A 12,963-nucleotide genomic window follows, 5' to 3' on the forward strand; every position below is an offset into this window, starting at 1 on the left:
CGGTAACTCGCATGCTTCAACGGGAATACTTCCGGGGATTCTGCGGCCTAAGCGAGGATGTCGGCCAGGAAGGCTGCCGTGTGGCTCTCCGTGGACCTGGCCACCTGCTCCGGGGTGCCCGTGGCCACGATGCGGCCGCCGCCGGACCCGCCGTCGGGCCCGAGATCAACCACCCAGTCCGCGCTCTTGATGACGTCGAGGTTGTGCTCGATGGTGATAACGGTGTTGCCCTTGTCCACGAGGCCCTGGAGCACCAGGAGGAGCTTCCGGATGTCCTCGAAGTGCAGGCCCGTGGTGGGCTCGTCCAGCACGTAGATGCTGCGCCCGTTGGAGCGTTTCTGCAGCTCCGCCGCGAGCTTCACGCGCTGGGCCTCGCCGCCGGAGAGCGTGGTGGCAGGCTGGCCCAGCCGGACATAGCCGAGTCCGACGTCGACCAGGGTGGACAGGTGCCGGGCGATCGGAGAGAACGCCGCGAAAAACTCGGCGCCTTCCTCGATGGGCATGTTCAGGACATCGGCGATGGTCTTGCCCTTGTAGTGGACTTCCAGGGTTTCGCGGTTGTAGCGGGCGCCGTGGCAGACCTCGCAGGGCACGTAGACATCCGGAAGGAAGTTCATTTCGATCTTCAGCGTGCCGTCGCCGGAGCAGGCCTCGCAGCGGCCGCCCTTGACGTTGAAAGAGAACCGGCCCGGCAGGTAACCGCGGACCTTCGCCTCTGTGGTCTCGGCGAAGAGCTTGCGGATGTTATCAAAGACGCCCGTGTAGGTGGCCGGGTTGGAACGCGGGGTGCGGCCGATGGGGCTCTGGTCTACGTGCACCACCTTGTCGAGGTGCTCGAGGCCCTGGATGGACTTGTGCCGCCCGGCCACCTGCTTGGCGCCGTTGAGCTTGTTGGCCAGGACCTTGTACAGGATCTCGTTGACCAGGGTGGACTTGCCGGAGCCGCTGACGCCGGTCACCGCGGTGAACAGGCCCAGCGGGAACGTGGCATCCACGTTCAGGAGGTTGTGCTCCTTGGCACCGATCACCTTGAGCTCGCGCTTCTTGTCGTATTTGCGCCGCTTCTTGGGGATCTCGATCTTCTTGCGGCCGGAGAGGTAGTCGCCGGTGAGGGATTCGGTATTCTCCAGCAGTCCCTGGTAGGAACCGGAGTGCACCACCATGCCGCCGTGTTCGCCGGCGCCCGGTCCGATGTCGACCACCCAGTCGGCTTCCTGGATGGTGTCCTCGTCGTGCTCCACCACGATCAGGGTGTTGCCGAGGTCCCGCAGCCGGGTGAGCGTCTCGATCAGGCGTCGGTTGTCCCGCTGGTGCAGCCCGATGGAGGGCTCGTCGAGGACGTAGAGCACGCCCACGAGGCCGGAGCCGATCTGGGTGGCCAGCCGGATGCGCTGGGCTTCGCCGCCGGACAGGGTGCCGGAGGGCCGTTCCAGGTTCAGGTACTCCAGGCCGACGTCGAGCAGGAAGGTCAGGCGGGCCTGTATCTCTTTGAGGACCTGGTGGGCGATCTGGGATTCGCGGCCGGTGAGCACCAGGTTGTCGAGGAAGTGCGCACAATCGCGCATCGGCAAGGCCGCGACGGCGGCAATGGACTTCCCGTTGATCAGAACCGAGAGCGACGCCGGGTTCAGCCGGGCGCCGTTGCAGGCCGGGCACGGGATCTGCCGCATGTACTCCTCATAACGGTCCCGGGCCTTGTCGGAGTCGGTTTCGAGGTGCTTCCGGTGGACGTACTGGATGACGCCTTCGAAGCCGGTACTGTACTTGCGCTCGCGGCCGAAGCGGTTGCGGTACTGCACCACCACCTTGTGGTCCTTGCCGTGCAGCACCGTTTGGCGGGTATCCTCGGAAAGCGTGTCCCACGGGGTCTTCATCGAGAACCCGAGTTCCTTGGCAAGTCCGCCGAGCAGCCGGTTCCAGTATTCCGTCGTCGCCGTCCCGAGCGACCACGGCGCGATGGCGCCCTCAGCGAGGGACAGCTCGCCGTTCGGAATGATGAGTTCCTCATCGACTTCGAGCTTCGTGCCGATGCCGCTGCAGGCGGAGCAGGCACCGAAGGGGTTGTTGAACGAGAAGGAGCGGGGCTCGATCTCGTCGATCGCGAGGGGGTGCTCATTGGGGCAGGCCAGGTGCTCGGAGAACGCCCTGATCCGTTCCGGGTGGTCCGCGTCCAGATCGACGAATTCGGCAAGGATCCGTCCCTCCGCCAGGCCAAGGGCGGTTTCCACCGAGTCGGTAAGGCGCTGGCTGATGCCGTCTTTCACCACGAGCCGGTCCACCACCACTTCGATGGTGTGCTTGAACTGCTTGCCGAGCTTGGGCGGATCGCTCAGCTGGATCAGCTTGTCATCAACCCGGGCGCGTGAGTAGCCCTTCGCCGTAAGCTCCTTAAACAGCTCGACAAACTCACCCTTACGGCCCCGGACGACGGGTGCCAGGACCTGGAAACGGGTTCCCGCCGGCAACTCCAGCAACTGATCCACGATCTGCTGAGGTGTCTGCTTCGCGACGGGTTCCCCGCACATGGGGCAGTGCGGGCGGCCGACACGGGCCCACAGCAGGCGCATGTAGTCGTAGATCTCGGTGATGGTGCCCACCGTGGAGCGGGGATTCTTGCTCGTGGACTTCTGGTCGATGGACACCGCCGGAGAGAGGCCCTCGATGAAGTCGACGTCGGGCTTGTCCACCTGGCCAAGGAACTGCCGGGCGTAGGCAGAGAGCGATTCGACGTAGCGGCGCTGGCCCTCGGCGAAGATGGTGTCGAAGGCGAGAGAAGACTTTCCGGATCCTGAGAGCCCGGTGAAGACAATCATGGAGTCGCGCGGCAGGTCGAGATCCACGTTGCGGAGGTTGTGCTCGCGCGCGCCCTTGACGATGAGGCGGGACATGTCCGGTCGCTTCACCTCGGGGCGGGCGTCGATCGCGCGGCCCGGTTTTGCGGCGCCCACCGGAACCGCGCCCATCGGAACTGCGCTCTCCGGAACTGCGGGGGTCTGGGAATCAACGGCTGGATGTTCAGCTACGGCTTTAGGCACGCTACTAATGCTAATCGAAAACTTCTTCGAATATCCATTCCCGGCTGTGTCCCGGGCCGGGGAAACCCGCCCCGTGTGCTACCGGTGCTGCTCGCGGTCGTACGCCGCCGCGAGCAACTGCACGGCCTCAGCGAAGCTCGCGCCCCGGGTCTTCGCCGCGGCGGCGAACTCGGCCGCGGCGGCGGACAGGGAGCTCCAGGCCTCGTCCCGGGCGCAGACCACCGTCCCGTTCCGGCCCCGGGTGATCACGACGCCGGCACCCTCGAGTTCCTTGTAGGCGCGCGCCACGGTATGCGGGGCGACGCCCAGCTCGCCGGCGAGGCTGCGCACCGCCGGGAGCCTGGTTCCGGCCGGCAGTGTTCCGCGGTCTGCCCGTTCAATGACGGTGAGCCTGAGCTGTTCGAAGAGGGGCACGGAGCTGGCCGGGTTGGGCCGCCAGGCACCGGGAAAAGGTGTCGCCGAGGTCACTGCGGGGCTCACTGTTCCGGCCCTCCGGGCCCTTGCGGCTGTTCGCGGCCAGCGAACTGCGCCTCATACAATTTCGGGTAAAGCCTGCCCCCGGCCAAGAGCTGCCGATGGGTTCCGCGTTCAACGATCTGTCCTTGGTCCATGACCAGAATTAGATCAGCGTCGCGGACGGTGGACAAGCGGTGGGCAATCACGAAGCTGGTCCGGCCTTGCCGGAGCCGATGCATCGCCTGGCGGATTTGGGCCTCGGTCCGGCTGTCAACGGAGCTGGTGGCCTCGTCGAGAACCAGGATGCTGCGCGCAGCCAGCTGCGCCCGGGCGATTGAGATGAGCTGGCGCTGCCCGCGGCTCAGCGTGTCGCCGTCGTTGCCGAGCATCGTGGCGTAGCCGGCCGGCAGGGCCCGGACGAACTGGTCCACGTGGCTGGCCTGCGCCGCTGCGACGATCTCGGCATCGCTGGCGCCGGGGCGGCCGTACTCGATGTTTTCCCGGATGCTGCCGGTGAAGAGCCAGGCGTCCTGCAGCACCGTGGCGAAGGCGGCCCGCAGCTCATCCCGCGGCAGCCCTGCGATGTCCGCCCCGTCGACGGTGATCCGGCCCGAATCCAGCTCGTAGAACCGCATCAGGAGGTTCACCACCGTGGTCTTGCCGGCGCCCGTCTGGCCGACGATCGCCACGGTCTGCCCCGGCTCCACAGTGAAGGAAAGGTCCCGGACGACCGGCGTGTCCGGGCTGTAGCCGAAGGTGGCGTGCTCGAAGGAGACGCGGCCCTCGGCGCCGGCGTCGCGCGCCGGGATCGGCGCGGGTATCTGCGCTGGTCTCTGCGCTGGGGCCGGGCGGTACCCGGCGGCCGTGGCGGGGCGCTCGGCCGGGATCTCCGGCGCGTCGAGCAGGGCAAAAACGCGCCCGGCGGAGACCAGGCAGGACTGCAGGAGGGTCAGCATGCCGCCGATCTGCCCCATCGGCTGGCTGAAAAGCCTGCTGAACTGGATGAATGCCTGGATGCCGCCGATCGTCATGGCCCCGGCGGTGACCTGGAGCGCCCCGACCACGGCGACGGCGATGTAGTTGAGGTTGGAAACGAAGACCATCAGCGGCTGCACGACGCCGGACATGTACTGGGCGCGGGCGCTGGCCCGGTTGAGCTTGTCGTTGCTGTCCTTGAAACTGGCGGCGGACGCGTCCTGCCGCCCGAACGCCTTGATCACTTCATGGCCCGTGACGAACTCCTCCAGCTGGGCATGCAACTCCCCGGTACTCGCCCACTGCGCGGTGAAATGCGGCTGCGATTTACGGGCCACCAGCACGGTGATCAGGGTGGAGACCGGGACGGACACCAGCGCGATCACGGCCAGGACCGGTGAAATCCACAGCATCATGGCGAGTGCGCCGGAGAGCATCAGGAGGGACATGATCAGCTGGTTGAGCAGTTGGCTGAGCGCCTGGGAGATATTGTCGACGTCGTTGGTCGCGCGGCTCAGCACGTCCCCGCGGTGCTGTTCGTCGAAGTGGCTGGACGGCAGCACATGCAGCTTTTCCTCGACCGAAGCCCGGAGACCGTAACTGAGGCGCTGGACGGCCCTGGCCGTCAGGGCACCCTGGATCCAGCTGAACAGGGAGGCGCCGAGGTACATCAGGGATACCACTGCCAGCAGCACCGCGAGTTTCTCCTGGTTGAAGGTGCCGCCCATCACGCCGTCGACGACGACGTCGGTAGCGTCACCCAGCAGCTTGGGTGCTGCCACGTTGAGCGCGACAAAGGCGCAGGTGGCCGCGACGGCGCCGGCCATCCGCCATTTCGACGGGCGCAGGAGACCGAGCAGCCTGCCGGTGGTACCCAAGCCGGACGGTTCCCTGTCCGCGGCCCTGCCCACGGCCAGGTCAGCGGCCAGGGGCCGGTCCACGGCCTTCATGGTTGTGGAGGTGACGGCCGGCGACCCGGCATCGGCCAACGCCTCGGCCGACGGAAGGGTCCCGGCCTCGAGGGCCGGTTCCCGGCTCACAGAGTCCCCTCCGGGACGAGTTGGGAGGCAGCAATCTCCTGATAGCTCGTGGAGGACTCCATCAGTTCCCTGTGCGTTCCCTGCGCCACAACGCGCCCGTTGTCCAGCACCAGGATCAGGCCGGCGTCCACGATCGTGGATACCCGCTCGGCCACGATCAGCACGGTCGCCGAACCCAGCAGGGGCGCCACGGATTCCCGGAGCCGATAGTCCGTGCCGTAGTCCAGCGCGGAGAAACTGTCGTCGAAGAGGTAGACGGGGGCCTGGCGGAGCAGGGCGCGGGCGATGCACAGCCGCTGCCGCTGGCCGCCGGAGAAATTGGTGCCGCCCTGGCTCACGGGCGAGTCCAGCCCCTGGGGGAGCCCGCGGACGAACTCCCCGGACTGCGCCGTTCCCAGCACCCGCCAGAGCTCCGCGTCGGTAGCGCCCGGCGCCCCCATGCGCAGGTTTTCCGCCAGGGTCCCGGTGAACAGGTATGAATGCTGCGGCACGAGGGCGATGAGTCCGCGGAGCGCCGCCAGCGGAAAGTCACGGATGTTGCGGCCGCCGACGTGGATCTCGCCTCCGGTGGCATCCAGGAAACGGGGCAGCAGATTCAGCAGCGTGGTCTTGCCGCTGCCGGTGGCACCAATGATCGCCGTCGTGGTGCCGGGCTCCGCCGTGAACGTTACGCCTTCAAGAACGGGCGCTTCGGCGCCGGGGTAGGCAAAGGTGACGCCCCGGAACTCCACGATGTTTTTGGCGGGGCCGTTGTCCGGGCTCCTGCCGGCGTCGACCGCACCGGCGTCGACCGCAACGGCATCGGCTGCACCGGCATCGGCCGCACCGGGGCCATCCGTGATGGCGGGGGCCGTGTCCAGCACGGCCTGGATGCGTTCGGCGCAGGCGGCGGCACGCGGGGCCGTCATGAACACGTACATGGCCATCATGATCGCAATCAGGATCTGCAGGATGTAGGCGATGAACGCCGTGAGGGCGCCGAGCCGCATCTCGCCGGACTGGATTCGGAAGCCACCGAACCAGACGACGACGACGGAGGACAGATTGACCACCAGCATGATCAGCGGCATCATCCCGGCAACGAGCAGCGCCGACTGCGTGTTGTTCCTGGTGAGGACCTTGTTGGCACCGTCGAAGCGGCGGATCTCATGGCCCTGGCGGACAAAGCCTCGGATGACGTTGGCGCCGACAATCTGCTCCCGAAGGATCCGGCTGATCCGGTCGATAAGTTCCTGGCCCTGCCGGTAGAGCGGAATGAGACGGCGGACGATCACGGCCATGATGACCGCGAGCACCGGCACTACCGCCGCCACCAGGCCGGAAAGGGCAATGTCCTGGTTCATGGCCAGCACGATGCCGCCGAGGAAGATGGCCGGCGCCGCGATGAGCATGGTGAAGACGAGCACCGCGAGGTTCTGGATCTGCGCGACGTCGTTGGTTGCCCGGGTGACCAGGCTCGGGGCGCCGAAGGCCGCGACTTCCTGGGAGGACAGGGACTGCACTTTGTCGAACAGTTCTTCGCGTAATTTCCGGCCCATCTCCATGGCCACGATGGCGCCCAGATAGCCGGCCGCGACGGCGGCCAGGACCTGGACCGCGGCAATGCAGGCCATCCAGGAACCGAGTTTTGGGATCTCCGCGGTATTGCCGCCGATGATCCCGTCGTCGATGATGGCCGCGTTCAGGGTGGGGAGGAGCAGGTTGGCGGTGGTCTGGACGAGTTGCAGCAGGACAATCACCAGTACGGTCACCTTACGGGCGGATAACAGCCGCCCCATCAGGCCAAGTAGCACCGAACCTCCATCAATAGACCAGGGCCCGGATCCGGATACGCGTGGCGGCCGCCCCCACGCCGCCCCGTCATTCTAGCCCCGCCACGGTGTGCATTGGTGTCACACGGCTGCCGGGATTTTCCACCGGCCGTGAATGACCCCGACACTGCTCAGCCCCGTTTCCGGGCGACGGCAAAAATCCGCCGGAAGGGGAACACCGTTCCGTGCGCGCCGGCCGGGTATGCCTCGGCGAGCCTGGCCGAATATTCGGCTTCGAACTCGCGGGCATCCCCGGCGGACAGGGCCGCAAGGACGGGGCGGAGTCCCGTGCCGCGGACCCACTCCAGTACGGGGTTCTCGCCCGGGAGCAGCTGCTGGTAGGTGGTCTCCCAGGCGTCGGCGTCACAGCCGGCGTCGAGCATGATCTTCAGGTAGTCAGCGGGCTCCCCCACGACGTCCTCATGGCGCAGCACCCCGGCGAGCCGGCCGGACCAGACCCCGGACTCGGCCAGCCCGCTCATCAGCGTGTGCGAGGGGGACGAAAAGTTGCCGGGAACCTGCAGCGCGAACCAGGCCCCGGGCTTCAGCGCGGCAAGCCAGCGCGGCAGCAGCTGCCGGTGGCCGGGAACCCATTGCAGGGCGGCGTTGGTGACCACCACGTCGGTCCCCCCGGCCGGCGTCCACCCGGCGATGTCGGCGAGGCTGAACGACAGATTGGGCGCCGTCCCGGCATAGGCGCCGGACCTGGCAAGCATCTCCGGCGAGGAATCCAGACCCACAATCCGGGCCTCGGGCCAACGGTCCGCGAGCGTGGCCGTCAGGTTGCCGGGACCGCAGCCGAGGTCGACCACGTGCCGCGGGGCGTCGGCATGAATCCGGCCCGTCAGGTCAAAGTAGGGCCTGTCCCGGTAATCGCCGAACTGCACATATTTGGCTGGATCCCATTTCACGTTTTCCTCCAGTCACCGGCACGCACGCAACACTCGTAGCCTAACCCCGGCACAGCAGCCCGCCCCCGGGGCCCCGGGCGGAGCAGCCCGCCCCCCGGGGCCCCCGGGGCGAGCCTGCGGCCACTAAGCTGGAGAGTAATGAAACTCGATGATCAGCTCCCCGCCCCGGCCGCCCGCGTCCCAGGCCGGAACGGCCCCGATCCGGACGAGCTGTACACCCGCTTCGTCGAGTGGACGGAGAGCCGCGGCCTGGCCCTCTACACCGCGCAGGACGAAGCCATCATGGAGCTGGCCTCCGGCGCCAACGTCATCCTGGCGACGCCCACCGGCTCCGGGAAGTCGCTCGTCGCGATCGCGCTGCACTTCCAGGCCATGGCCCGCGGGCAGCGCAGCTACTACACGGCGCCGATCAAGGCGCTGGTGTCCGAGAAGTTCTTTGCCTTGTGCGAGATCTTCGGCGCCGAGAACGTCGGCATGATCACCGGGGACTCCGGCGTCAACCAGGACGCCCCGATCATCTGCTGCACCGCGGAGATCCTCGCCAACACTGCGCTCCGTGAAGGAGCGGCCGCCGGGCTGGGCGCCGTCGTTATGGACGAGTTCCACTTCTACGCCGACCCGCAGCGCGGCTGGGCCTGGCAGGTGCCGCTGCTGGAACTCCCGCAGGCCCAGTTCCTGCTGATGTCCGCGACGCTGGGCGACGTCAGCCGCTTCGAGGCCGGCATCAGCGAACTGACCGGACGCCCGACGACGACCGTCAGTTCCGCGGAGCGCCCCATCCCGCTGCACTACTACTACGAGCAGACGCCCGTGCACGAGACCCTCGAGGAGCTGCTCGCCACGAAGCAGGTCCCGGTCTACGTGGTGCACTTCAGCCAGGCCGAGGCGATCGAGCGGGCCCAGAACCTGATGAGCGTCAACGTCTGCACCCGTGAGGAGAAGGACAGGATCGCGGAGCTGATCGCCGGCTTCCGGTTCGCTGCCGGCTTCGGCAAGACCCTGAACCGGCTGGTCCGGCACGGCATCGGCGTCCACCACGCCGGGATGCTGCCGAAGTACCGCCGCCTCGTCGAGCAGCTGGCACAGGCCGGACTGCTTAAGGTCATCTGCGGCACGGACACCCTCGGGGTGGGCATCAACGTGCCCATCCGCACCGTGCTGTTCACGGCACTGAGCAAGTACGACGGCGTCCGCACCCGGGTGCTGAACTCCCGCGAGTTCCACCAGATCGCCGGCCGCGCTGGCCGCGCGGGCTACGACACCGCCGGGACTGTGGTGGTCCAGGCGCCGGAGCACGTAACGGAGAACGTCAAGGCAATGGCGAAGGCCACCGCCAAGTTCGGCGACGACCAGAAGAAACTCCGCCAGGTGGTCAAAAAGAAGCCGCCCGAGGGCTTCGTGTCCTGGGGCGAGCCCACCTACACGCGCCTCGTGGAATCCGTCCCGGACCCGCTGACCTCCAGCTTCACCGTGACCCACTCAATACTGATGAACCTGATGGAACGCCCGGGCGATCCATTCACGGCCACCCGGCGGCTGCTCACCGAGAACCACGAGCCGCGCTCCTCCCAGCTGCAGCTGATGAAGAAGGCCCTCGGCATCTACCGCGAACTGCTGGCGGCCGGCGTCGTGGAGCGGATCCCGCTTCACGAGCAGGGCCGGGACGGCCGCACCGTCCGGCTCACCGTCCACCTGCAGCCCAACTTCGCCCTGAACCAGCCACTGTCCCCCTTCGCCCTCGCGGCTCTCGACCTGCTGGACCCGGAATCGCCGTCGTACGCCCTGGACGTGGTGTCCGTCATTGAGTCGACGCTGGAGAAGCCCCGGCAGATCCTCTCCGCACAGCAGAAGAAAGCCCGCGGCGAGGCGATCGCGGCGATGAAGTCCGACGGCATCGACTACGACCAGCGGATGGCCATGCTCGAGGACGTCACCTATCCGATGCCTCTCGCGGAGATCCTGGGCGGGGCGTTCGACGTCTACCGGAAGGCCGCCCCGTGGATCGGGGACTTCGAACTTGCACCCAAGTCCATCATCCGGGACATGTACGAGCGCGCCATGAATTTCGGCGAATTCGTCCAGTTCTACGGGCTGGCCCGCTCCGAAGGCATAGTGCTGCGCTACCTCGCGGACGGCTTCAAAGCCCTGCGCCAGACCGTGCCGCAGGACGCCCTCCGCGAGGATCTCGAGGACCTCATCGCCTGGCTCGGTGAACTGGTCCGCCAGGTGGACTCGAGCCTGCTGGACGAATGGGAGGAGCTCACCTCCGGTGCCCCGCCGACCCCGCACAACGCTCCCCCGCCGCCGCCGCCGTCGTTGACCTCCAACGTCCGGGCGTTCCGGGTGATGGTGCGCAACGAGATGTTCCGCCGCGTGGAACTGTTCGCGGACGAGGCAGCCACGGCTCTGGGCGAGCTCGACGGCGGATCCGGCTGGGACGCCGGGCGCTGGGAAGACGTGCTGGATGACTACTTCGACGAACACGACGACATCGGCACCGGCCCGGACGCCCGCGGCCCTGGCCTGCTGATCATCACCGAGGAGCCCGGAGCGTGGAAAGTGCGGCAGATTTTCGAGGACCCGGCCGGCAACCACGACTGGGGAATCTCGGCCGAGGTGGACCTCGGGGCGTCGGATGAGACCGGCACCGCCGTCGTGCGGGTGACGGACGTTAACAGGCTGTAACCGCACGTAAACTTCAACAATGAATCTAATCCGGCCCGCGACGGCAACCGATGTCCCCGTAATCCTGCAGATGATCCATGACCTGGCCAGCTACGAGAAGGAACCCGACGCCGTCCGGAACACCCCGGAGATGCTCACCGCGGCGCTCTTCGGCGACAATCCGCGGGTGTTCGCTGCGATGGCCGAGAACGGGGCCGGCCAGGTCCGCGGCTTCGCCCTCTGGTTCCTGAACTACTCCACCTGGGAGGGCGTCCACGGCATCTACCTCGAGGACCTTTACGTGCGGCCGGAGGCGCGCGGCGAAGGCCACGGCAAGGCGCTCCTGCAGCACCTTGCGGCGACCGCCCTCGAGCGCGGCTATGCGCGCGTCGAATGGAGCGTCCTGGACTGGAACGAACCCTCGATCAATTTCTACAAGAAGCTCGGCGCGGCCCCGATGGAGGAATGGTCCACTTTCCGCCTCACCGGCGGCGCGCTGGAAGCCTTCGGCGCCCGGACGGCCGAATCCCGTGGCTGAACGGGACGCCGCTGACCTGCCGATGACCGGCCCCGGTGCCGCGGACCTGCTCGAGGCGGACAGCCGGGTCCGCCACACCATCAAAGCGCGGCACGAATTCCGCGACATGCGCACCGCGGAACACTATTTCGAGGTGCCGCTGGACCACTTCGGCGACCCGTCCGGCGAGACCATCACGGTGTTCGCCCGCGAGTACGTCTCCACGGACCACAGCCCGGAGCAGGCCGCGCAGCTGCCCTGGCTGCTGTACCTGCAGGGCGGGCCCGGCGGCCGCGGCACCCGGCTCCCGGCGCTGGCCGGCTGGAGCAAGGCCGCCGCCCAGGACTTCCGCATCCTCATGCTGGACCAGCGCGGCACCGGCCTGTCCTCCCCGATTGACCGCAACACCCTGCCGCTGCGCGGGAACGACGCCGGCCAGGTGGAGTACCTCTCCTGCTTCCGGGCGGACTCCATCGTCGCGGACGCCGAGGCCGTCCGGCACGCCCTGGGATCCGGGCCATGGACCGTCTACGGCCAAAGCTACGGCGGCTTCTGCGCGCTCAGCTATCTCTCCTTTGCCCCCGGGGGCCTGCGCGAGGTGCTGGTCACCGGCGGGCTGGCCCCGCTGACCGGCCCCGCGGACCGGGTCTACCAGGCCACTTTCCGGCGCGTCGCGGCCCGCAATGCCGAGTACTTCGGCTGGTATCCCGAAGACCGCGAAACGGTCACCCGAATCGCGCGGCACCTACGCGAAACGGAAGAATTCCTGCCCGACGGCGTCCGGCTCACGGTGGAGCGCTTCCAGATGGTGGGATCCTTCCTGGGCGGCAACACCCGGGTGGATGCCCTGCACCATCTGCTGGAGGACGCCTTCGTCGGCACCTCCGACGGCCACCGCCTCTCGGACACTTTCCTGGAACAGGTCCGCGGGCTTGTCTCCCGGTCCGCCAATCCGCTCTACGCACTGATGCATGAATCCATCTACGCGCAGGGCGGGTCCACCGGCTGGGCCGCCCAGCGCGTCCTGCGGGACTTCCCGGCGTTCCACCCGGACGCCGCTGAACCGCTGCTGACCGGGGAAATGGTCTACCCCTGGTACTTCGAACAGGACCCGGCGCTCCGCCCGCTGCGCAACGTCGCCCGGCTGCTGGCCGAAAAAAGCGGCTGGCCGCCGCTTTACGATCCGGAACGGCTCGCCCGCAACACCGTCCCGGTCGCCGCTGCCGTCTACACCGACGACATCTACGTGGACCGGGAGCTCTCGCTGGAGACCGCTGCGGCGGTCCGCGGCCTCCAGGTCTGGGAATCCGCGGATTTCCACCATGACGGCATCGCAGACGACGGCGAAGGGATCTTCGCCCGGCTGCTTGGCATGACCCGCTCCGTCCGCGGCTGACCTGCCCCGGGTCGCCTGCCCTTGGGCCGCCCGAAGGCGGGTCAATCCGCCGGCTACGCTTCAGCCGAGGGAAAGGGCGCTGCTACAGGGCCTCGTCGATACCTCTGGGTCTTTGGCCCCTTGCCGGCGCCCGGCCGGGGCAGCACCATAGGGTAGGT

The 12,963-nt window shown here is 67.7% G+C and carries 8 protein-coding genes; 3 read left to right on the forward strand and 5 right to left on the reverse strand.

Going from position 1 to position 12,963, the window contains the following annotated elements; all coding sequences use genetic code 11:
- Positions 1-47: 47 nt before the first annotated feature.
- The 5 genes from uvrA to AC50X6_RS10675 all read right to left on the reverse strand — a co-directional run bounded on the left by uvrA (position 48) and on the right by AC50X6_RS10675 (position 8,228).
- Positions 48-2,888 (reverse strand): excinuclease ABC subunit UvrA, encoded by a 2,841-nt coding sequence (uvrA, locus tag AC50X6_RS10655; RefSeq protein WP_494966267.1) that lies wholly within the window; start codon positions 2,886-2,888, stop codon positions 48-50.
- A gap of 225 nt (positions 2,889-3,113) precedes the next feature.
- Positions 3,114-3,503: a GntR family transcriptional regulator gene (locus tag AC50X6_RS10660; protein WP_326968813.1), complete on the reverse strand. Its 390-nt coding sequence runs from the start codon at positions 3,501-3,503 to the stop codon at positions 3,114-3,116.
- Between the two features lie 8 nt (positions 3,504-3,511).
- Entirely contained in the window at positions 3,512-5,416 is a 1,905-nt protein-coding gene (locus AC50X6_RS10665) for an ABC transporter ATP-binding protein (RefSeq protein WP_494966268.1), read from the reverse strand.
- Between the two features lie 86 nt (positions 5,417-5,502).
- Positions 5,503-7,284: an ABC transporter ATP-binding protein gene (locus AC50X6_RS10670; RefSeq protein ID WP_494966269.1), complete on the reverse strand. Its 1,782-nt coding sequence runs from the start codon at positions 7,282-7,284 to the stop codon at positions 5,503-5,505.
- A gap of 164 nt (positions 7,285-7,448) precedes the next feature.
- The gene (locus AC50X6_RS10675; protein WP_494966184.1) at positions 7,449-8,228 is read right to left on the reverse strand and encodes a trans-aconitate 2-methyltransferase; all 780 of its coding nucleotides are present in this window, start codon (positions 8,226-8,228) and stop codon (positions 7,449-7,451) included.
- A 138-nt stretch (positions 8,229-8,366) separates the two neighbouring features.
- Here AC50X6_RS10675 and AC50X6_RS10680 point away from each other — a divergent pair, with 138 nt between their 5' ends.
- The 3 genes from AC50X6_RS10680 to AC50X6_RS10690 are packed head-to-tail and all read left to right on the forward strand — an operon-like array spanning position 8,367 to position 12,805.
- A complete protein-coding gene (locus AC50X6_RS10680) occupies positions 8,367-10,913 on the forward strand; it encodes a DEAD/DEAH box helicase (RefSeq protein ID WP_494966185.1) in 2,547 nt (848 codons plus the stop codon).
- Between the two features lie 19 nt (positions 10,914-10,932).
- Positions 10,933-11,430: a GNAT family N-acetyltransferase gene (locus AC50X6_RS10685; protein ID WP_494966186.1), complete on the forward strand. Its 498-nt coding sequence runs from the start codon at positions 10,933-10,935 to the stop codon at positions 11,428-11,430.
- 22 nt (positions 11,431-11,452) lie between these two features.
- Positions 11,453-12,805, forward strand: coding sequence for an alpha/beta fold hydrolase (locus AC50X6_RS10690; RefSeq protein ID WP_494966270.1), 1,353 nt, complete (start codon positions 11,453-11,455; stop codon positions 12,803-12,805).
- Positions 12,806-12,963 lie beyond the last annotated feature (158 nt).

Source organism: Pseudarthrobacter sp. HLT1-7 (genome assembly GCF_059383435.1).

Coding starts and splice junctions, on each gene's coding strand:
- uvrA (WP_494966267.1), bottom strand. CDS start 2,888: ATGTCCCGCCTCATCGTCAAGGGCGCGCGCGAGCACAACCTCCGCAAC.
- AC50X6_RS10665 (WP_494966268.1), bottom strand. CDS start 5,416: ATGAAGGCCGTGGACCGGCCCCTGGCCGCTGACCTGGCCGTGGGCAGG.
- AC50X6_RS10685 (WP_494966186.1), top strand. CDS start 10,933: ATGAATCTAATCCGGCCCGCGACGGCAACCGATGTCCCCGTAATCCTG.
- AC50X6_RS10680 (WP_494966185.1), top strand. CDS start 8,367: ATGAAACTCGATGATCAGCTCCCCGCCCCGGCCGCCCGCGTCCCAGGC.
- AC50X6_RS10690 (WP_494966270.1), top strand. CDS start 11,453: ATGACCGGCCCCGGTGCCGCGGACCTGCTCGAGGCGGACAGCCGGGTC.
- AC50X6_RS10670 (WP_494966269.1), bottom strand. CDS start 7,284: ATGGGGCGGCTGTTATCCGCCCGTAAGGTGACCGTACTGGTGATTGTC.